The following is a 21920-nucleotide window of genomic DNA, read 5'->3' as shown; positions in this document are numbered from 1 at the left end:
GTACGAAGTGAATTCAATAATGTCCATGCTGTACAACGTTTTTAGGAGGAATCATGCAATGAACGCAAATATCCACAGCAAGCTGGGCAAACCAGGACTCATTCTGCTCGCTACGGCAATTCTTCTGTCCATGACTGCGTGCAGTACAGGAAACACAGAGGCGCGGCAGGTCGTAGAGAAGTCCGGCAAAAAGATTACCGTGATGGATAACACCACTGAATCCGTATACACCAAGTTGAAGCTGGAGGGCATTGCTAAGATCGAGGGTGTGCGCGGGATGGATTGGGTGAGTGAAGGCACGCTTGCGGTTGATAAAGAGAACAGGAAGCTTTCCCCCGTGATAATTGAGGGAGAAAAACGTTACCCACATAACCTTTATCAATATGATCTTGCTTCCAGTGGGGAGACGCCGCTGCTGGAGGGGGAGAACAGCTACGGATTTGCAAAGCTGTCCCCTGACAGGAAGCATATGCTTTATCAGCAATTGTATGAATCCACAGGAATAGGCTACATCATGAATCTTGAAACCGGCGTTTCCGTGAAGATGTACGATGCAGAGTTTATGGCCGGGGAAGGCGTATGGGAGGATACAGGGCACGTTATTTTTCCCAATATGGAAGGGGACATTATCAGGGCTGATGTAAACGGAAAAAGTGAAGTCGCAGTCAAGACTGGACAGAGAAGTGTTTCTAGCGTGGCTCAGTCGGGAAACATGATCTACTATGTTGCAATGGGGGAATTGATCGCCTATGATATCGAAACCAAGCAATCCGAAGTCCTGAAAAAAAACGTCTGGGTGGTCCTTCCTTCCCCAGATGGTAGCAAGCTGGCAGTTGTAAAACACACCAAACCAGGAGAGAACGTATTGGTTCTCTGCGATACCAAAGGGAAAGAGCTGTCCACATTGGCTTCGGGTATGCAACTGTTCGGTACAAGCTGGTCACCGGATGGTAGCAAGCTGGCCTATGCGGTTTCTGAGGATGGAGATAAATACCGTTTTTTCATTACGGAAGCAGAAACAGGAGAACAAACCCCGGTTCTGGGCGATAATGGAATAAGTGACCAGCTACGCTGGAGCCCTTCCGGTAAAAAGCTATTGATTCCAACAGGGGTTTTGAAGGACACAGGATATCAATCTACGGCTTACGTAATCAAGTTATCTTAAGTAAAAATCATTTATTTTAAGGAGGATGACGAACGCGATGAAAATAACAGAAGTGCTCTTAAATACACACCGATTGGATGCCATGAAGGATTTTTACGGCTCTCTCTTGGATCTGGAAGTTCTGGAGGAAACCGCTTCACGATTGTCATTTCGAGCTGGCGAATCGGTTCTTGCTTTTCAGGAAGATTCCTTCATGGAGAATGAGTTTTATCACGTTGCGTTTGCGATTCCAACGAATAAGTTCATTGAAGCAAAACAATGGGTAATCGACCGGGGTATCTCATTGATTTCAAGAACCAAAGAGGATGAGTTTCTTTTCGAAAGCTGGAATGCAACAGCACTTTACTTCTATGATCCAGATCATAACCTCATCGAGTTCATCGCTCACCATTCACTCGATAACGCTGTAGATGAAGCTTTCGGGCCAAAGGCTCTACTTCGTATAAGTGAGATTGGCCTTCCTGTAGATAATGTTCCAGAATTTTGTCAAACCGTCACAGAAGTGTTCCAACTTGATTCATGGGGTGGAGCTGGGCCGCAATTCACGCCGCTAGGGGACGCGGAAGGATTATTAATTGTAATAGACAAGCAGCGGCCTTGGTTCCCGGACGATAGAATGCCGCGCGAGTACAACACCAAAGTCTTGATTAATAGTATATGTCCTGCCAGTCTTTCGCTTCAAAATGGCTTGTACGAATTGAAATCAATCTGATTTAGAACTTTTCGCTCTAATATGAGACAGGAGGAATTCACTTGGCAACGATTGCTGAAATGTACAGGCATTTAACGATGCATCCGTTGATTTGGGAAGAAATATGAAACCACATGATTTGTTAAATGAAGCTATTTCTCACACAGGCATCATAAAGAGCAGATCGTGAATTTTCTTCAATCCATCGTCTAAAACCCATCTGTAGAGTGTTGTTATTTAATATCCTAAATAAAGGATCGAACAAGTGTACCGTTATATGGTATATTGTTCCTATAATAAAAGGTTTATTCATTCATAGGGCGGTACATTTTGGTCACTTTCATGGCGATATTGTAGAAGTTATACTTTGAAACCGATTTATGAATCGGAAGGTTGTAATAATGATGTTGATAAGGGGTGTGCTATAAGGAATTTCATCCCCCAATTGTTCTCTATCATGGTACAAATACTAGGGTTATAGAGAAGATCCTTACAGAAGGAATTAAACCAATGGGGAGAGAGTACGTCCATTTGTCCGAGACCCTTGAATTTGCAACGTTAGCAGGCAGTAGACGTGGAGAATTGGCGATTCTGGAAATTAACACGACAAGTGCCCTAGTTAATAATGTGAAGTTCTATTATGCAAACAATGAGGTTTGGCTTTCTGATTTTGTACCACCACAGTTTTTGATAAAGTTATAAAGTACGGGGTGGAGCAGGTGGAGAACAAATTCACTTTGTATTTGCACAAATCTTTTAAAAAGGAGTTAATCCGAAAAGGTATCTTAAGTAAATATATGAGAGGTATATGATATTGTTCCAGAAGATGGTACAATGTATTGCAGTAAGTCTGTTCTATCATTGGATTGCAATAGCCTTCTTTTTAATGAGTTGATTCCTAACAAGTTCCTTTTAAGGGGTGGTTTATTTTGTCTAATACAGCCACGATACTCACAGAGATAACCAATCATATGAAAGATAATGATTTAATTCTAAGCAACTTAGCCAGAGAAGTAGACATGAATCCTGGTACGATGAGCAGCATCATTAATGGGAACCGCACTTTTTCAGTCGATCAACTGGATCGAATCACAAAAGCAATGGGGCATCCTGTCGGCTATTATTATGAACGATATGTGCATGAGTATTTAGCGGAAGCTAACCCGAATTGGCGTCGAATGAGTCCTTTCTTACATAATTGTGCGAGATTAAACAAATTGGACTGTATTCATGAAGTTGTAAACTTATTGATGGACAAACTGGGATACTCAGAATCCTTATTCGAACTTGCTGAAGAACTCTTTAAAGAGGAGTTATATGAGGCGGCAGCTATACTTTATGAAAATGTAGCTGTAAGTGAGAAAAAGCAATATTCAGAACGTCTGGCTATGTGCCAGTATCGATTATTTGTGGCAAGACAAGGTGATAATCAAGAGGAAAACTATGATGCGGTAGTTCAGTTTCAAACTTACGTTGAGCGCTTGGATGAAGCGGATCAGCTAGATGCGTTAAGGGATTTAGTGAATACATGTCGTTCATTGCGTAAGTGGGATAAGGCCAATAAGTTTGCTACAACTTTGGGAAATAAAGCAGAAATACAATACAAAATCGATCAACAGTATCATGCAAAGAGCGAACATAGAAAGAAGTCTTTTTACCCTCCATTTGTATACTGGGCATTTTCACATTTAATTCGTGCTGAAGTTTGTGAAGCGAATAAAGATTACGAGCAAGCACTCCAGTACACATATGCTTATGCCGATTTAAATTGGGTAAAGGACACCGATGAGACGACCCTGAAATGGAAGAATCAATTTAAAGAATGGGCTATGATAAATACCTATGTGAATAAACTCCTTGCAGGAGATACAAGTGTTTTAGCTGATTACGTAACTCATATTTCTTCAAAAAAAGATGAGGTTCTTCCCGCACTTGATATTATACTTGAGGCTGCTAACCAATATCATTTTGATGTAGATGATATTCTAAAGCAATTCGAGGTGGATATTTCATCTTATCTGGAGGAACAAAGCATCGAAAGCTTTTATACTCAACGATTCATAACAGAACGTTTTATACATTTTTCGAAGGAATTATCAGTTTACTATTTGACCAAAGGAAGATTTTCTGATGGCTTTAGATTTTTATTAAGTTGTTTGGAAAAATCTACATTAATCAATAATAAATCGTATATAATTAAATGTATGAGACTGTTTGAGTTTTTTCAAGAACATGCTTCTTCTGAGACAAGGGCAGTTTTCAGAAATTTGATTAATGAGGTGGATGAAGATGAAGCGTAAAATTATTCTAACCTTTTTAGTAGCCAGCTTTATGTTAGTAGCAGTAGTGACTATACCTTTACAATTTCCAGATAAAGGATCTAGTTATCAACCAGCACAACATGGAGAAATTTAATTATCTCTAATAGGGATAAGTGATTTGAATTCGCATCAGTTATTGAAGCAGATCATTAAATTCTAATGATCAATACAGAAGGTTAGATGGGATTGTCCGTCTAGCCTTTTTGATTTGTAAGGAGTTAGGGACGGTCTATGCTTTTTTCTCAAAAATGATTTGCAAAAAATAAAGCCCCCCTTTAAATGGAGGACTTGATAAAGTCAAGTTATAATATGGTCTAACATTAGTGACAAGCTAGTGAATATTCTTGTTCAATAATCTCCTTGACTGTGTTTTTATTGGGAAGGTATATGCAGGTCATTGATCGCGCATAGGTTAAAAGGAAAAAATAATAAAGATAGCTAAGACGGCTCCGACCATGATTAAAATAGTTTTCTTTTTCATTAGTATTAGTTAAATGACCAACTATCAAGTTGACCTTTGGTGTTCCCATATACTATATATGTATTTGTACCTATGGTTGCACAAAGCTTAGAGTGAACAAAAGAAGTAGGAAACACTGACCTCTGTACTGCAAGTTTACCACTTGAGTTAACATATCCTTTATCATCTTTTACATCCATTGGCACCCATTAACGGTCTATTGTGCCACCGCCATTCAGTGTACTAAAATTTAATACATATCCACGGGTGTCCACACTCACGCGCAAATGCTGCATAAAATATCCCGGATGAACAAAGAGGAGGTGCACGTGAGGACAATGATACACATGGAACCCGTACAGGTGGGTGAGCATACATTTATCGGAGTTGAGGTCAAACTGCCTAAAACAACGCTGTTGACCATCTCCAATTCCCGTGGTTACATCATGTGCGGCGCACTGGATGTCGGATTGCTGAATGAACGGCTGGGAGATCGGAAAATTCTTGCCGCACGAGCTGTGGGTGTAAAAACGCTGCGCCAATTGTTGGAAGCGCCCATGGAGTCGGTGACGACGGAAGCGGAGCAGCTAGGGATTAAGCCGGGTATGCCGGGGTATGAGGCGCTGTTGAAGCTGGTCTAAGTGGTAGGGCTTTTGCTCTACGAAGGTAGAAAAACGCGAAAAACCGGGGCAACTTCGCTCCGGTTTTTTCAATAGAAAAGTTACATTTTATCAAGTAAAACGTTTCAACCTTCATACGAGCTACATGGCCCAGACAAATTAATCTGCAAATAAAGCAGGCAGGCTGTCGCTAAAGGGAGCTTGAACGATCCCTTTTTCGGTAATGATGGCGGTAATGTACTCCTGAGGCGTAATGTCGAAAGCCGGGTTATAGACCTTGATACCCTGTGGGGCCGTCCTTTTGCCGAAGCTTTCGGTAACTTCCTCCGCAGGGCGTTCCTCGATGGGAATGTCTGCGCCTGTTGCCGTGTGCAAATCAATTGTAGATAGCGGTGAAGCTACATAAAAAGGAATACCATGCGCCTTGGCCAGCACAGCTAAGCTGTAAGTCCCGATTTTGTTGGCGACATCGCCATTGGCAGCGACTCTGTCCGTGCCGACGATGACGGCCTGAACCCATCCTTTGGCCATGACCATGCCAGCCATGTTGTCACACAGCAGGGTTACATCAATACCAGCCTGCTGAAGTTCAAAAGCCGTCAGTCGCGCCCCTTGGAGCACAGGACGCGTTTCGTCGGCAAACACTTTCAGGTGTATGCCGTTCTCATGTGCGAGATACATGGGAGCGAGCGCCGTCCCATACTTCGCTGTCGCCAGCCCGCCTGCATTGCAGTGAGTGAGCACGCCCATGCCGTCTTGGAATAGAGGTAAAGCATGGACGCCGATCAGGCGGCATACTTCCTCATCCTCTGCCTGAATGGATATTGCTTCATGCTCCAATCCGGCATTCCAATCTTCGACCCGTCCTCCGGTCGCTTCGGCCGTTAGTTCTTTGGCCCGCTTTTTCATACGGTCCAGTGCCCAGAACAGGTTCACCGCGGTCGGTCGTGATGTAGCCAAATGCCCGCAAACGCTGTGTACATGCTCCAGCCATCCAGCAGCATCGGTTCCGCCGTAAGCGGAAGCACCCAGCACGACGCCGTAGGCCGCAGCCATCCCGATGGCCGGCGCACCACGTACCTTCATGGCATGGATGCCATCCCACACTTCCTCGGCTGTGAACAAATCCAGCATCACGATGGATTCGGGCAGCAGGCGCTGGTCCAGCATGGACAAGTGGTCACCTTTCCATACTAGCGACGAGAGAGCCTGACCGGCCACTATTGCTTCATTGGAAGCTTCAGTCACAGATTCTTTGTTTTCACTCATATCCATTAAACTCCTTTAATTGAGGCAGCCGTTGCTGTCTGAATAATGTCTCCCAATTCACGAATCGAATGCACCTCACGATTGCGTAGAACCAAGGCCTTCCCGATAGATAACGCCAGTCTTTCCGCTGCTTCCTTGATCGCAGGATTGGCAATCGTGTCTATATCGGCCACATGCGACAAGCTGATGATGCGGCGGATGACTTTGCAGCCTGCAAAGCCAATCGTATCTTGCAGCACTTTCTGGAGGTACAAGTCCTGATATCCCGGCGTGCGGGCCATGTGGTCGGTAACATGCTCGTCCCACAGTTTGCGGAACCCGCTCTCATACCGCTCCCATACCTGAATGGCAGTCTCTAAAAGCCAGTCACGCCGTTGCTGCATAGCTGTCTCGTCAGTAGTCCATCCGGGCTGTGCTGCGTAGTTCAACAGCAGATTGGCAATCACCGCTCCGATATCAAAGCCCATCGGTCCGTAGTAGGCAAATTCGGGATCAATGACTTTAGTGGACTCCGTTGTTACAAAAATACTACCCGTATGAAGATCGCCATGCAGTAGCGCTTCTGCTCGCGTCAGAAATTTCTCGCGCAGCAAAGCCACTTCCAGGTGAATGGCCTGATCTGTACGAAGTGCCTCAGCCTCGTCTTCGATGTACGAACCATAGTTGTTATTGTCTGAAAACCGATAAGGCTCGTCCAAAATAAGATCCTCGGTGATTTTACAAAGATCCGGGTTGATAAAGCGCTTGACCAGCTCTTTTTTGTCTTGCTGATTCATGCCCAGATCCGAGGTGAAAAAGAGCGTACGTGCCAGAAATTCTCCAATATGGTCAGCGAAATGCGGATATGTGTTTCCTTCGATTAATCCCTTGCGCATGATTGTGTATGAGCTTAGATCCTCCATCACTGTCAAGGCGAGTTCATCGTCATAGCCGAGTACCGCAGGAACCAGCTCAGGACAAATGTGGTGCTCCTTCTGAAGCGCCTCGCGTTCAATGCGGGCACGATCCAGTGACAGCGGCCAGGATTCACCCACAATTTTCACATAGGGAAGCGCCTGTTTGGCAATGATACTCTTGTCAGATTCAGAATCCGTAATATGAAAAACCAGATTCAGGTTACCATCACCGATTTCTTGGCATTCCAGACGGGCGTCCTGACTAAAAAATCCGGGGATGCCCTTCACGAATTCAATTGCTTCTTCTGTCGTTAAAGGATGATATTGGGACAACGAAGTCACCTCCATAAAATGTGCTTAAGTCAATTTCCAAAAATACTAAAAGATTAAACCAACCATTTTGCTTGGATAGAGCCAAGTATAACGAAAAACGCTTGAATTTTGTACATTTTTTTTACGAAATGCCGGAAGAGCACTCAGGCACTCTGTTGTTTTGTTTCATCTCTATACTGGAAGGGTAAATAATAAACAGACGTCCGGCAGGCGAAATACCATGCCCGCTGGCGTCTTCCCGTCAGAAGGACGGTGGATGAATACGTAAACGTTCCTGAATGATCAATTTGATGAAAAAGGAAGGGATTTATCATGGCTAAAACAACAAGCAACTCGAAAAATACGCAAACGAAATCGGTGGAAGAACTGTTGAACCGCCAGGTCGCTAACCTGAATGTACTATATGTGAAGATTCATAATTATCACTGGTATGTAAAAGGATCCAACTTTTTCACACTCCATGTTAAATTTGAAGAGCTATATAATGAAATTACGCTAAAAATGGACGAGATCGCCGAACGCCTGCTGGCGCTGAAAGGTTCTCCTTCCGCAACGTTGAAAGAATATCTGGAGCTGTCCTCAATTCACGAGGCAAGTGGCAATGAGGATGCGCCGAAAATGGTGCAAACGCTGATTGAGGACTTTGTTACTGTCTGCGAGGAATTTCAGGAAGGGATTGAACTGGCAGAAAGCGCATCTGATCAGCCAACCGCAGATTTACTGATTGGTTATAAGGCGGATCTGGAAAAACATATGTGGATGCTTCGCTCTTATCTGGGCTAACCGGAAAAATGATGCTGGCAGCTTGATTCTGGCAGTTTAATTCCATTCCCGAAGAAATGGGACCGTGTTCTGAAATAAGCGCTACACATGTAAAAACGCTACTGACGTCATAGGTCGGTAGCGTTTTTATGGATGAAAAAAACAATTTACAGTATTTTAATGCTTTTTCATAGATGGGAAGCGTTTATGATTGGATATGCGGTTATGATGAAGAGTTACGCTATAATAAAAGTAGGAAGCAGACCATCACGGTAAAGTTACACCTTTCTTCTTCATTGTTCATCACATTGTCTTTTGAACATACTTCATAATTTAGTCAGGTTCGTGTGCTATTTTGCCATTTGTGTGCTGAGTAGCATGAATATTTTATGAAGAAAGTCGCTTAACCTGTTTTTGTTGGTTGCACCCTTAAAGATATTTATTATAAAATAACTTGAGAATCATTGATAATCAGTTTAGAATGATTATAAATAAATTTTTAAATATTTCGCTTGCTTGAAATCAGGGGGCTCCCCTGTTTAAATATACTTTCTGATTTCGACACCACACTACAAATTTTGGAGGGTATTCCGAATATGGCTACAAACTTTAAGATTGAAGGTCTCAAAGCGACCATTGAAGGCAAGGAAATTCTGAAAGGCATCAACCTCGAAATGAAGGGCGGAGAAATCCATGCCATCATGGGTCCTAACGGAACGGGTAAAAGTACATTGGCCTCTGCTTTGATGGGGCATCCCAAATATGAAGTCACAGATGGCAAAGTAACTTTGGACGGAGAAGACGTTCTGGACATGGAAGTGGATGAGCGCGCACGTGCGGGATTGTTCCTGGCTATGCAGTATCCGAGTGAAATTGCAGGGGTCACCAACTCCGACTTTTTGCGTAGTGCAATTAACGCACGCCGTGAAGAAGGACAGGAAATTTCCCTGATTAAATTTATCCGCCAAATGGAAAGCAAAATGAAGGAACTTGAAATGAATCCTGAGTTTGCTCACCGTTACCTGAATGAAGGTTTCTCCGGTGGTGAGAAAAAACGGAATGAAATTTTGCAAATGATGATGATCGATCCGAAAATCGTCATTCTGGACGAAATCGACTCCGGTCTGGATATTGACGCTTTGAGAATCGTGGCTAGCGGTGTCAATGCTATGCGTTCCGAAGAGCGCGGTTTCCTCATCATTACCCACTACCAGCGTCTGTTGAATTACGTTAAGCCTGATTTCGTACATGTCATGATGCAAGGACGCATCGTTAAATCCGGTGGACCTGAGCTGGCCGAGCGTTTGGAAGCGGACGGTTACGACTGGATCAAGGAAGAACTGGGTATCGTTGATGAAACTGTAGGACAAGAGGCGTAAGCCGGAAGCGAGGAGGAAAACTAATGAGTACACAAACAATCCTTCCGGTAGATTCCGAGCAACTGCGTGTTCTGTCCGAACGTAACGGCGAGCCGTCATGGCTGACCGCAGACAGACAAAAAGCACTTGAGCTTGCAGGCAAACTGGAGCTTCCGGTATTTGAAAAAACCAAAATCGAACGTTGGAATCTCAACGATTACGGTCAACATAAAAACAGCGAGGCGATTCCATCGGTGGGGCAGGTTCCCGCAGCGATTGCCGATCTGGTAAAAGATCAGCAGGAGGGCGGTCTGATTATCCAGCGCAACTCCGGCGCGGTATATGTGAAGCTGAGCGAGGAATTGGCAGCGCAAGGCGTTATTTTCACGGATCTGCAAACGGCGGTTAAGGAGCATGGTGATCTAGTTAAAGCTCATCTGAATACGGTCATTAAGACGGATGAAAATTCATTGTCCGCGCTGCACGCAGCGATCTGGAACGGTGGAGTATTCGCTTATGTGCCGAAGAATGTGGAGTTAAATGTTCCGCTTCAGGCTGTTTTCCTGACAGATGATGCGACAGCAACCTTTGCACCTCACGTACTGCTCATTGCTGAAAGCCATAGCTCCGTAACGTACGTAGACAACTATGTATCTGTGGATTTGGCTGCACCTGTCATTCATAATGGCGCAGTAGAAGTGGTAGCGAATGCAGGAGCCAAGGTGCGCTATGCAACGGTGCATCAGCTTGGAGAGCAAGTAACGGATATTTCGATCCGCCGTGCTACGTTGGGGAACGATGCAGCTATTGAATGGATTGTCGGAGAAATGAACTACGGCAATACAGCGAGCAATACGATGTCCGTGCTGAAAGGCAATGGCTCCAACTCGGATGCCAAGATTATTGCTGTAGGCTCCGGCTCGCAAAAGCTGAACTATACGACACAAGCACAGCATTTTGGCAAAAGTTCGGCCAGCCAGATGATTACACGCGCAGTTATGCGTGAAAATGCTTCTTCCATTATTAACGGTATTACGAAAATTGAAAAAGGTGCTACCAAAGCAGACGGCCAGCAAACAGAACGTGTTCTCATGCTTAGCCCGAAAGCGCGTGGTGATGCTAACCCGATTCTTCTGATTGATGAGGATGATGTGACCGCAGGTCACGCAGCTTCGGTCGGTCAGGTGAATCGTGAACAAGTGTATTACTTGATGTCCCGCGGAATTAGCCGTGCAGAAGCTGAACGCTTGATTATTTATGGCTTCCTGGCACCTGTCGTTTCTGAAATCCCGCTTGAAGGACTTCAACAGCAGCTGCAAAGCCTTGTTGAAAGGAAGTTAGGCCAATGAATACTGCATTGATCCGTGAACAGTTCCCGATTTTACATCAGGAGATTAACGGTCATCCGCTGGTTTATTTGGATAATGCGGCCACTTCGCAAAAGCCGCTGGCGGTCATCGAGGCGATCAAGCACTACTACGAATATGATAATTCGAACGTTCACCGTGGTGTGCATACCTTGGGGAGTCGCGCTACGGATGCTTATGAAGGTGCGCGGGAGAAGGTAGCCCGCTTTCTGAATGCAAAGCGCAGTCAGGAAATTATTTTTACAAGAGGAACAACAACGGCGCTGAATCTGGTCGCTTCTTCCTATGGTAGAGCCAACTGTCAGGAAGGTGATGAGATTGTCATCACACAGATGGAGCATCACAGTAATCTGATTCCGTGGCAACAGGTAGCCAAAGCCACAGGCGCGACTTTAAAATATATTCCGCTTCAAGAGGATGGTAGCGTTGATCTTGCTGATGTGGAGAATACCATTACAGAAAACACGAAAATTGTAGCGATTGCGCATGTCTCGAATGTTCTTGGCGTTGTGAACCCGGTCAAAGAGATTGCCGCTATTGCGCATCGCAAAGGTGCGATCATCGTCGTAGACGGTGCACAAAGCACACCACATATGAAAGTAGACGTGCAAGACATCGATGCTGACTTTTATGCTTTTTCTGGTCACAAAATGTGTGGTCCTACAGGGATCGGGGCATTGTACGGCAAAAAGGCGCTGTTGGAAAACATGGAGCCGATTGAGTTCGGCGGGGAAATGATCGACGATGTGGGATTGTACGAATCCACATGGAAGGAGCTGCCTTGGAAATTCGAAGGCGGAACCCCGATCATTGCCGGAGCTGTCGGTTTGGGAGCTGCCATTGATTTTCTGGAAAGCATCGGGCTGGACGCGATTGCACAGCATGAAAGCCGTCTGGCCAACTATGCTCTCAAACGTCTCCGTGAAGTGGATGGCTTGACGATTTACGGTCCTGCTGAGCGTCATGTAGGACTCGTAACATTCAATCTGGATGATGTGCATCCGCATGATGTAGCGACCGTGCTGGATAGTAAAGGGGTGGCTGTACGTGCAGGCCATCACTGTTGCCAGCCATTGATGCGCTGGTTGAAAGCCAGTGCAACGGCGCGAGCCAGCTTTTACCTCTATAACACAGAAGAGGAAGTCGACGTTTTGATCAGCGCCTTAATCCAAACAAAGGAGTATTTTGGCGATGCAACTTGATGACTTGTACCGACGTGTAATTATGGATCATTATAAAAATCCGCGGAATCGCGGACGTTTTGAGGATGACGTGGTCACGGTGGATTTGAACAATCCTACGTGTGGTGACCGGATTTCTCTTCAACTCAAGACGAAGGACGGCGTTGTCGAGGATGCCCGTTTTACAGGGGAAGGCTGTTCAATCAGCATGTCCTCCGCTTCAATGATGACAGAGGCGGTTAAGGGAAAAACGATTGATCAGGCGCTGGATATGGCGAATCGCTTCTCTTCTCTGATGAAGGGTGAAGCCGCCGAATTCGACGATTATGAAGAACTGGAAGCTTTGTCAGGTGTCAATAAGTTCCCGGCCCGTATCAAATGTGCGACTTTGGCCTGGAACGCGCTGCGCAAAGGAATTGATGAAGAACAATAATTTAACTAGAATAGAGGAGGTTTGAGAAACATGGCCAAGCAAGCACCGGAAATGGAAGAGTATAAATATGGCTTTCGTGACGAGCACAAATCCATTTTCCAAACAGGTAAGGGTCTCACTCCGGAAATCGTAAAGGAAATCTCCAAAATTAAGGATGAGCCAGAATGGATGCTGGAATTCCGTCTGAAAGCACTAAAGCAGTTTGAAAAAATGCCTATGCCAAGCTGGGGCGGAGATATGAATGATCTGGATTTCGACGATATCCAGTACTATGTAAGACCTTCCGAGAAGCAAGGAAAAACGTGGGAAGAGGTTCCTACGGAAATTAAGGAAACCTTTGATAAACTGGGGATTCCTGAGGCGGAGCAAAAGTTTCTGGCTGGTGTATCCGCACAGTATGAATCCGAGGTTGTTTACCATAGCATGCAAAAGGAACTGGAAGATCAGGGCGTTATTTTCATGGACACCGATACGGCGCTGCGTGAGCATCCTGAAATTCTGAAAGAGTATTTTGCGACAGTTGTACCTCCTGCGGACAACAAGTTTGCAGCACTGAACAGTGCGGTATGGTCAGGCGGAAGCTTTATCTATGTACCGAAGGGTGTAAAATGTGAAGTTCCATTGCAGGCTTACTTCCGTATTAACTCGGAAAACATGGGACAATTCGAGCGTACACTCATTATTGCCGACGAAGACAGCTTCGTTCATTATGTAGAAGGCTGTACGGCTCCGATTTACAGCACGAACTCGCTGCATAGCGCCGTGGTGGAAATCATTTGTAAGAAAAACGCACGCGTTCGTTACACAACGATCCAAAACTGGGCACCAAACATCTTTAACCTGGTGACCAAACGTGCGGTTGCAGAAGAAAATGCAACGATGGAATGGGTCGATGGTAACATTGGTTCCAAGCTGACGATGAAATACCCGGCAGTTGTGCTGAAAGGCCGTGGAGCTAAAGGTATGGTCTTGTCCATTGCAGTTGCAGGCAAAGGCCAGCATCAGGATGCAGGGGCGAAAATGATCCACTTGGCACCAGATACGACATCGACGATTGTTTCCAAGTCGATCAGTAAGCATGGCGGTAAAGTAACGTATCGCGGATTGGCTTCATTCGGTCGTCAGGCTCAAGGGGCAAAATCGAATATCAAGTGTGATACGTTGATTTTGGATAATCAGTCGACCTCGGATACAATTCCTTATAATGAAATCATGAACGACGACATTACGCTGGAGCACGAAGCAACGGTATCCAAGGTATCGGAAGATCAGTTGTTCTATCTGATGAGCCGTGGTTTGACCGAAGCGGAAGCGACGCAAATGATCGTTATGGGCTTTATCGAGCCGTTCACCAAAGAACTGCCGATGGAGTACGCGGTAGAAATGAACCGTTTGATCAAGTTCGAAATGGAAGGCAGTATTGGTTAAAACGCCGTAACCCTTGGTGAGACAAGGTTTTTGAGATAATCTAAAGATCTTAAAGACGGATCGTGCCGATTTTGTGCCGACTCGTATTCCCTGTTAGTGTAGGAGGCGAACTTTTTTAAGTTCGTCTTCTTCTATTTTTTTCCGTAATGTCTAAATAGATGTCGGCAGTTTTCTGAATTGTCTTATGATCTAACCGTTGCGATACATACTTAATACTTAATCCACCTTGAACCCTCAGATCAACATATTCCTTTAGTTCGGCTACCGACATTCCGGTTTTGCGAAACCACGTCATTCTTTTAATCCATTCCAGATAAGGATGATCTATGATTCGGTTGTTTATAAGGGGAGGTAGAATTAAAAAATTTATTGTTAGGACTGCGGATAATTGCCTAGCACTTAACTATGTTTGCTTAATAGGATGTTGTAAGCCGCAAAAACATAAGGAGGCAGGCAACGGATGCAGAAGAATAAACCTGCAGTAAAGAAGAAAACAATCTCTTCTAAACAGACACAAAGGCATGTACATGAATTTGAAGGTAGTACCAAACTGGCTGAAGAAGGCGCAGACCGACATAATCACCGCTTTGCAGGTGTTACTGGGCAAGCGATTCGAGTTGGAAGAAGTCATGTCCATGAAATTGATCTTACAAATACTGATTTTCTGAACCACTTTCATAATCTGAAAAAGATTAGAACAGGACCAGCTATTCCAGTCGGAAATGGCAAACACGTACATTTTGTTACAGGCCAAACTACATTAAGTGATGGTCATGTACACCAGTTTAATTTCGCAACATTGATTCAGGCACCTCTTATTTAATGAACGAATGTAGAAGGTGAGTAATCAGGTTTGAGGTGAAGGGTTCCATCGGATAATTCTTGCTTTGCGAAGGTTATGATGGGGCTGAGGTAAGATAGTGACTAGGCATTTGTCCGTAACATAAAAAGAGGCTGTCCTTCGTAGAAGAACCTACGAATCAAGGACAGTCTCTTTTTATTCGCGTAGCCTGTGCTTCGGCAAGACATTTCGTTCCACCGAAGTAACGCCGGGAGGCAGTAGCAGATCAGGATTCCAGAAAAATTTCATCAATGGATACATGTCGCTCTCTGGACAAATCTACATACTCATTTTCATTAATTTTCACCAAAGGTCTGAAATAATCAGCAGGATTGTTCAAAATAATCGTTCCGATCTGACCCGAAGTCAACAGGACCTGCTTGTTAATAAAGTTCGGAAGCATATGCCGGATGAAGACTTGAGTGGCTTCCGGGTTAAGATGTCCGAAGCTCATGCTGTGCAGCTCGCGCAGTACGGTGAGCAGCTCCTGCTTCGTCTGGTACACACGGTTAGAGATCATAGCGCTATATACGTCCGCAATCGCGGTAATACTAGCGAAAGGGTGAATATCCTCCTTGAACAGTCCATGCGGATATCCGCTTCCGTCTTCTCTTTCGTGATGCTGCAAGGCGACGATGGCTGAAATCTCATCGCTGGTTGAATTGCGAATTATATTATAGCCGTAGAGGGAATGTTTTTTCATTTCCTGAAATTCTTCAGGCGTCAGCTTATCAGGTTTATTCAGAATCTCATCCGGTATCATGGACTTGCCTATATCATGTAAATATCCGGCCTTGCCAGCGGTATAGGCTTCTTCTTCCGTATATCCAAGCCATGTGGCAATGTAATACGACAGTACACCCACTTGGAGAGAATGATTGTACGTATAGTGATCTCCCCGTTCCATGATGAGCAGCAGAGATACGACATCTTTTTGATGAGCCAGCTCTGAAACGAGGGGGCTGAGCAGCTCATCGACTCGAAATTCATCAAATTTGCCGGTTGAGGCAGCTTTGAGAAACATGCTTTCAAAGCCATGAATAGTCTGCTCCATGAGGGGAACGGCACGTTTAAGGGATTCGGGGGAAGCGGGAACATCGGGGGCAAAGTCAACTGGAATGCTCGCTGAACCGGCATCAATGTCGATATAATCGACACCGTGCATGATGAGCTTGGAGATATCGTCGTGCTGTAGCATGGTGCCCTGAATCATGACGGGTACGCCGTGTTCATTGTATGTATCAGATCTGAGACGATCTCCTGGCTTGGCATCGGTAACGTGAACTCTCATGTGCTTAACCTCCTTATTGTCGTAAATTTGTCGAAAATACGAAGCAAAACTAATATATCAAGAATTATATGGGATGACAACGACTAATTCACTATTATTCCTAGCTGTAAAATAGGTCCCAGGAACCCGTCTCTTCTCAGAGGCATACGAAGACATTGTGACCTTGCTTCTCCCCGGGTCTCAATCCTGAGACAACAAAGTAGCTAAATCGTAGGTTGTAGCTCACCCCCGCCGACATGTACCATAATGCGAAATAACATGGTATCCTTAAACATTAGAAGCAACAGAGTCGATATATAAACTATAGAGGAGGGCGGTTATGGAGATGACGACTCAGCAAACGTTAACCATTTTGCATACCAATGATATACATAGTCATTTTGGCAGTATGCCTTCGATAGCCGCGATGATTCATGAACGAAGAACTGCATCAGGAGATACGCTGCTTGTGCTGGATATGGGAGACCACATGGACCGGATGGCCCCTGAAACGGAAGGAACGCTGGGTGGGGCGAATGTGGATGTGATCAATTTGACGGGGTACGATGCGATTACGATTGGTAACAACGAGGGTCTGACTTTTACCCCGGATATTCTTGAACAGGCATATGCAGGAATTCACTGCCCGGTCGTATGCGGCAATATCAGGGAGAACGCCACAGGAATGAAGCCTGCGTGGATGACGGATTCGCTCATTTTGGACAAGGCTGGCATTAAGATAGGCTTGCTCGGAGTGACGGCTCCTTTTGGCGAGTTCTATCAATTGCTGGGATGGGATGCACTCGATCCGTTTGAGGTATTGGGCGAGCAAATTCAGTCCCTGAGAAAGCATGTCGATGTTCTGGTTGTGATGTCGCATCTGGGTTTACCTTCGGATAAGAAATTGGCATCGCAGTTTCCGGAGATTGACGTGATTCTTGGAGGGCATACCCATCATGTGCTGGAGGAACCGTTGTGGATCGGGAACACAGTTCTATGCGGAGCTGGTAAGTATGGAACGCTGCTAGGTGAAGTGACCCTAAGCCGCAGCAGTAGTCATGAACCGTTTCGGGTTACGTCAGGCGGCGTAGTTCCTGTAGATCACACACTGCTGGATGAAAAGGTAGCGTCGGCCATTGTACTGCATCGCAGACAGGCAGAGCGTGCCATGGAGAGCACGGTTACGGTGACGGATCGGAAACTGGAGATCGCATATGATCGGGAATCTCCTTTCGGAAATTTGCTGGCACAATCGGTGTCACATTTTACGGGAACCGCTATTTCTCTAGTGAATGCGGGCCAACTGCTTGGCTCTTTACCTCAAGGTGATGTCAGTAAAGGAATGCTGCATTCCTTATGCCCTTCGCCGATTAATGCCTGTGTCATGAAGCTGTGGGGAAGAGATATTCGGCTCGCACTGGAGCAGTCTTTGCTACCGGAATTTGCTGACAAGAAAATGACGGGATTTGGCTTTAGAGGTAAAGTGCTGGGTACGATGTGTGTGGAAGGTCTGGAGATTCAATATGATCCGGCCCGCGCTCCTTATGATAAAGTGACGGATATACGTGTAGCGGGTCGCTCATTGGAAGAAAATGAGCAGTATACGGTGGGCACGTTGGATATGTTCACTTTCAGAGCAGGTTATGAGGTGCTTGCGAACGGAACGGAACTCCGATTTATGCTTCCAGAATTTTTGCGGGATTTGATTGAAATGGAGTTGAAGCGTCCGGGCGCGATGGAAGAGTGTTTTGCAGCTAGGTGGCTTCAGGTATCAAAACAATCGGGAGAGGATTAAGCTGCGACTGGTACCTGTTACATTATTGAGAGCCGGCATGAAGCTGGGTAAAAAAATATACAATGAAAATGGAATGGTGTTACTCTCGGAAGGTGTTGAGCTTACTTCGCGATTGATTGAACGTCTAGGCCAAGTCGGAATTGGATATGTATACATCGAGGATGCGGTGACAGAAGATATCGTGATTCCCGAAATGATCCATGAACAGACGAGGGCGGCGGCGCTACAGGAGATCAAAAAACAGTTTCAGGGTCTGTCCTCCTACTCCGTAGATCATAAGCACCAATACTTTGGCAAGTCATTTTATAAAGTTATGGAATCCATTCTGGACGATATCGGAGGCCGTCAGGACGCCATCATTATGCTGATGGATATCGGGGCGGCAGATCAGGATCTGTATCATCATTCATTGAATGTATGTCTGTATTCGCTTGTACTGGGAATATCCAGTGGCTACGATAACAACCAGCTCATGGAGCTGGGCATAGGTTCACTACTGCATGATATTGGTAAAATGAAAATTTCACCTCAAGTGCTATATAAGCCGGGCAAATTGACGGACGAGGAATACGAGCACATGAAAACGCACACGGTGATCGGCTACAAGCTGCTTAAAGACGAACCGGGAATCCCCCTGCTGTCGGCGCACTGTGCATTACAACATCATGAACGTATCGACGGTAGCGGATATCCGAACGGCTGGAAGAAGGACCAAATCCACGAATACGCCAAATGGATCGGTCTGGTAGACTCGTACGATGCGATGACAGCAAGCCGCATATACAAGCAGCCTTTGTTGCCCTATGAAGCAATGGAGGTGCTGTATGCCGGTGCGGGCACGTTGTATGAGCAACGGATGCTGGAGGCATTCCGCGATTGTGTAGCTATATACCCGCTGGGGCTCTCTGTGGTGCTCAATACGGGGGAAGAAGGGGTTGTGGTGCGCATACACTCCAAAATCCCGCAAAGGCCCGTTATTCGGATTGTGAGGGATCGGGACGGACAGGAACTGAAAGCACCTTACGATGTGGATCTGTCCGTATCTCTTTCGGTGATGATTACCAACACACTGGGCGCTACAGCTTCCCCTTTTGGAGCAATACACGTGGATTAGCAGATGAAGTGGAAGAAAACATGCAGACACTTTACACAACATGATATGATATTCATACGTCTTTTGAGGTTAATAACAGAAATAAGGTGAAAAATAATGACAGTTCTACAAAACAACATACTTCCACAAATATCGCCAGCGTATGATCCGTGGGACCCGATTGTCTCGCTGCGTACACATGGTCGTCATTTGCTGACAAGTGTGGAAATGACCGTGACGCATCTGTGCAATATGCGCTGTGAGCACTGCGCTGTGGGCGACATGCTTGTTATGAAGGAGGCTCCCTTCCTTCCATTAGATCTGATGCTGAAACGACTGGATGAAGTCGAGCATCTGGAGACGATCAGTATGACAGGTGGAGAACCCGCTTTGCTTGATAAAACGGTGGACGAAGTGATCGTTCCGCTGCTGAAATATGCCAAAGAGCGTGGTATTCGCTCGCAAATCAACTCCAACCTGACATTGGATATTCGCAGATATGAGAAGATGCTCCCTTATCTGGATGTCATGCATATATCGTTTAATTATTTGAATGCCGACGATTTTTATGAAGTGGGTTTTGCAAATACCGGACGTCCGACTCCACGCGCGGGGGCTGTTCGCCTTTATGAGAAAATGGTGGAAAACGCCCGCAGGCTGAGCGAAATGGGTATGTTTATTTCTGCCGAATCCATGATTAATTACCGTACTCACACGAAGCTGGATGGTATTCATCAGTTGATTAATGAAATGGGCTGTCGACGGCATGAGGTTCATCCGATGTACGCATCGAATTTTGCCTCTGTCTTACCTGTCCTTTCACTCGAAGATATGCGCAACTCCATTCATAAGCTGCTGGATGTGCGTAATCAGGATATGTGGATGCTGTTTGGCACGTTGCCGTTCTTTGCCTGTTCGGACCGAGAGGAAGACCGCAAGCTGCTTCGCCGACTGCGCCAAGAACCGAATATTACGGTGCGTAATGATCCGGACGGAAGAAACCGCGTAAATGTGAATATGTTCACGGGCAGCGTATATGTGACGGATTTCGCAGACATTCCGGCTTTCGGAAATATTCAGGAGCGCGGTCTGGACGATATTTTCGGTGAATGGCTGAATGAGCATCCGTTGAATCAGACCGTGAACTGTCATTGTGATGCCGCAGCCTGCTGCGGACCGAATCTGCTTGTAGCGGATATGTATTACAAGGGAGTAGATTTTAAATCCAGAAAAGCAATACAACTATAGAAATGGGGAGTTCGTATTGGAAGGTCATACCGAGTTTCATTGGGGATTGCTAACGGTGAATCTTCTTTTGGTACTGCTGCTCGTCTTTCTGAACGGTGTATTTGTGGCAGCGGAATTTTCGCTGGTCAAAATGCGCCAATCCCGATTGACGCAGCTCCAAAGTGAGGGGCATCGCATGGCAGGCTATGCGCTAAAGGTGAACCAGAAGCTGGATGCTTATCTGTCCGCCACCCAATTAGGCATTACGCTGGCTTCGTTGGGCTTGGGCTGGATTGGTGAACCAGCAATATCCGGCTACCTGATCGAGCCACTCATGCACAAACTCGGTGTAACTGACGGTACACTGATTACAACGATATCCGTTGTCGTCGGATTTTGCGTGATTACCTTTTTGCATATTGTATTGGGTGAGCTGGCTCCAAAGTCTTTGGCGATCCAGAAAACCGAAGGTGTGGCCTTGTTTTTATCCGCTCCTTTGCTGCTTTTTTACAAGATATTTCTGCCCGTCATCTGGGTGTTGAATGCCGCTGCGAATTTGCTATTACGGGCGTTCGGCATCCAGCCTGCGAGTGAAGCGGAAGCGGCGCATTCGGAGGAAGAGATCCGTATCTTGATGAATCAGAGCGCCAAAAGCGGTGTTATTGATAAGGACGAAATCAAGCTGATGGATAATATTTTTGATTTTTCCGATTTGCTGGCCCGTGAAATTATGCTTCCTCGTACGGATATGGACTGCTTGTATACGAATTTATCGTTTAAGGAAAATCTGAAAATCATCAGTGATACCAAGCATTCTCGCTACCCGGTAGCGGTTGAGGATAAGGACCAGATTATCGGCTTTGTTCATATTACCGATCTTCTGTTGGCTGAGCAGGGCGAGCAACTGGATCTGGCCTCGGTGGTGCGTCCTATTTTGAATGTGCCAGAATCCATGGAAGTAAGTCACGTGCTGCGTCTTATGCAGAAAAAGCATTCCCAGATGACTCTCGTGGTCGATGAGTACGGCGGAACGGCCGGACTACTGACAGCGGAGGAAATATTGGAGGAAATCGTCGGGGATCTCTATGATGAATTTGAGGATGAACGTCCAAGCGTGGAGATTAAGGATAATATCATTTCCGTGGACGGCCGTTTGCTCATTGAGGATGTCAATGATCTAACTGGAGTGAACATTGAAGACGACGAAGTGGATTCCATCGGGGGCTGGCTGTTTAAAGAACTGGAAGGCAGCCCGGTGAAAGGGAAAAAGATTGAGTTTTATAACCTGACCTTTGAGGTGGAAGAAGCGACAAGGCTTCGTATTATGAGAGTGAGGATTCACCGCAAGACTGACCCTGTAATCGAAGATGAACTTTCCACCGATGAGTCCTGATCCATAGATATGGTTTG

The 21920-nt window shown here is 45.6% G+C and carries 20 protein-coding genes; 17 read left to right on the top strand and 3 right to left on the bottom strand.

Going from position 1 to position 21920, the window contains the following annotated elements; translation table 11 throughout:
- Positions 1-58 precede the first annotated feature (58 nt).
- The 6 genes from ACQ4MX_RS05700 (at position 59) to ACQ4MX_RS05675 (ending at position 5278) form a co-directional block, all read left to right on the top strand.
- The gene (locus ACQ4MX_RS05700) at positions 59-1165 is read left to right on the top strand and encodes a hypothetical protein (protein ID WP_431089711.1); all 1107 of its coding nucleotides are present in this window, start codon (positions 59-61) and stop codon (positions 1163-1165) included.
- Positions 1166-1202: 37 nt separating this feature from the next.
- A complete protein-coding gene (locus ACQ4MX_RS05695; protein ID WP_431089710.1) occupies positions 1203-1877 on the top strand; it encodes a VOC family protein in 675 nt (224 codons plus the stop codon).
- Positions 1878-2273: 396 nt separating this feature from the next.
- Positions 2274-2558, top strand: coding sequence for an RNA 2'-phosphotransferase (locus tag ACQ4MX_RS05690; protein WP_431089709.1), 285 nt, complete (start codon positions 2274-2276; stop codon positions 2556-2558).
- Between the two features lie 227 nt (positions 2559-2785).
- Positions 2786-4156: a transcriptional regulator gene (locus tag ACQ4MX_RS05685; protein WP_431089708.1), complete on the top strand. Its 1371-nt coding sequence runs from the start codon at positions 2786-2788 to the stop codon at positions 4154-4156.
- Positions 4146-4271 carry a hypothetical protein gene (locus ACQ4MX_RS05680; protein WP_431089707.1) on the top strand — a complete coding sequence of 42 codons (126 nt, stop codon included), beginning with the start codon at positions 4146-4148 and terminating at the stop codon, positions 4269-4271. The genes ACQ4MX_RS05685 and ACQ4MX_RS05680 overlap by 11 nt, the downstream gene beginning before the upstream one ends.
- A gap of 704 nt (positions 4272-4975) precedes the next feature.
- The gene (locus ACQ4MX_RS05675) at positions 4976-5278 is read left to right on the top strand and encodes a YunC family protein (RefSeq protein ID WP_431091259.1); all 303 of its coding nucleotides are present in this window, start codon (positions 4976-4978) and stop codon (positions 5276-5278) included.
- A 138-nt stretch (positions 5279-5416) separates the two neighbouring features.
- Here the strand turns inward: ACQ4MX_RS05675 and mtnA are convergent, their stop codons facing one another.
- The gene (gene mtnA, locus ACQ4MX_RS05670; protein WP_431089706.1) at positions 5417-6526 is read right to left on the bottom strand and encodes an S-methyl-5-thioribose-1-phosphate isomerase; all 1110 of its coding nucleotides are present in this window, start codon (positions 6524-6526) and stop codon (positions 5417-5419) included.
- A 5-nt stretch (positions 6527-6531) separates the two neighbouring features.
- The gene (gene mtnK / locus ACQ4MX_RS05665) at positions 6532-7755 is read right to left on the bottom strand and encodes an S-methyl-5-thioribose kinase (protein ID WP_431089705.1); all 1224 of its coding nucleotides are present in this window, start codon (positions 7753-7755) and stop codon (positions 6532-6534) included.
- Between the two features lie 312 nt (positions 7756-8067).
- On the opposite strand from mtnK, the gene ACQ4MX_RS05660 reads away from it, so the two are divergent.
- The 7 genes from ACQ4MX_RS05660 (at position 8068) to ACQ4MX_RS05630 (ending at position 15107) form a co-directional block, all read left to right on the top strand.
- Positions 8068-8538 (top strand): Dps family protein, encoded by a 471-nt coding sequence (locus ACQ4MX_RS05660; protein ID WP_431089704.1) that lies wholly within the window; start codon positions 8068-8070, stop codon positions 8536-8538.
- Between the two features lie 575 nt (positions 8539-9113).
- Positions 9114-9896: a Fe-S cluster assembly ATPase SufC gene (gene sufC, locus ACQ4MX_RS05655; RefSeq protein WP_025685365.1), complete on the top strand. Its 783-nt coding sequence runs from the start codon at positions 9114-9116 to the stop codon at positions 9894-9896.
- Between the two features lie 23 nt (positions 9897-9919).
- Positions 9920-11224, top strand: coding sequence for a Fe-S cluster assembly protein SufD (gene sufD, locus ACQ4MX_RS05650; protein WP_431089703.1), 1305 nt, complete (start codon positions 9920-9922; stop codon positions 11222-11224).
- On the top strand, positions 11221-12444 hold the full coding sequence (locus ACQ4MX_RS05645; protein ID WP_044648558.1) for a cysteine desulfurase: 1224 nt from the start codon (positions 11221-11223) through the stop codon (positions 12442-12444). Before sufD ends, ACQ4MX_RS05645 begins: the two co-directional genes overlap by 4 nt.
- A complete protein-coding gene (sufU, locus tag ACQ4MX_RS05640) occupies positions 12434-12856 on the top strand; it encodes a Fe-S cluster assembly sulfur transfer protein SufU (protein ID WP_025685368.1) in 423 nt (140 codons plus the stop codon). Before ACQ4MX_RS05645 ends, sufU begins: the two co-directional genes overlap by 11 nt.
- Positions 12857-12886: 30 nt before the next feature.
- On the top strand, positions 12887-14284 hold the full coding sequence (gene sufB, locus ACQ4MX_RS05635) for a Fe-S cluster assembly protein SufB (RefSeq protein WP_431089702.1): 1398 nt from the start codon (positions 12887-12889) through the stop codon (positions 14282-14284).
- A gap of 460 nt (positions 14285-14744) precedes the next feature.
- The gene (locus ACQ4MX_RS05630; protein WP_431089701.1) at positions 14745-15107 is read left to right on the top strand and encodes a YmaF family protein; all 363 of its coding nucleotides are present in this window, start codon (positions 14745-14747) and stop codon (positions 15105-15107) included.
- A gap of 244 nt (positions 15108-15351) precedes the next feature.
- Here the strand turns inward: ACQ4MX_RS05630 and ACQ4MX_RS05625 are convergent, their stop codons facing one another.
- Entirely contained in the window at positions 15352-16416 is a 1065-nt protein-coding gene (locus ACQ4MX_RS05625) for an HD-GYP domain-containing protein (protein ID WP_431089700.1), read from the bottom strand.
- 319 nt (positions 16417-16735) lie between these two features.
- Here ACQ4MX_RS05625 and ACQ4MX_RS05620 point away from each other — a divergent pair, with 319 nt between their 5' ends.
- The 4 genes from ACQ4MX_RS05620 to ACQ4MX_RS05605 all read left to right on the top strand — a co-directional run bounded on the left by ACQ4MX_RS05620 (position 16736) and on the right by ACQ4MX_RS05605 (position 21903).
- The gene (locus ACQ4MX_RS05620; protein ID WP_431089699.1) at positions 16736-18190 is read left to right on the top strand and encodes a bifunctional metallophosphatase/5'-nucleotidase; all 1455 of its coding nucleotides are present in this window, start codon (positions 16736-16738) and stop codon (positions 18188-18190) included.
- Entirely contained in the window at positions 18144-19304 is a 1161-nt protein-coding gene (locus ACQ4MX_RS05615; protein WP_431089698.1) for an HD-GYP domain-containing protein, read from the top strand. The genes ACQ4MX_RS05620 and ACQ4MX_RS05615 overlap by 47 nt, the downstream gene beginning before the upstream one ends.
- 96 nt (positions 19305-19400) lie before the next feature.
- Positions 19401-20531: a radical SAM/CxCxxxxC motif protein YfkAB gene (gene yfkAB, locus ACQ4MX_RS05610; RefSeq protein WP_431089697.1), complete on the top strand. Its 1131-nt coding sequence runs from the start codon at positions 19401-19403 to the stop codon at positions 20529-20531.
- 16 nt (positions 20532-20547) lie between these two features.
- Positions 20548-21903: a hemolysin family protein gene (locus ACQ4MX_RS05605; RefSeq protein WP_431089696.1), complete on the top strand. Its 1356-nt coding sequence runs from the start codon at positions 20548-20550 to the stop codon at positions 21901-21903.
- The last annotated feature ends 17 nt before the right edge of the window (positions 21904-21920 follow it).

The organism is Paenibacillus sp. 8b26, assembly GCF_050626875.1.
Taxonomy (GTDB): Bacteria; Bacillota; Bacilli; order Paenibacillales; family Paenibacillaceae; genus Paenibacillus.
This window is presented reverse-complemented; position numbering and strand designations above follow the sequence as displayed.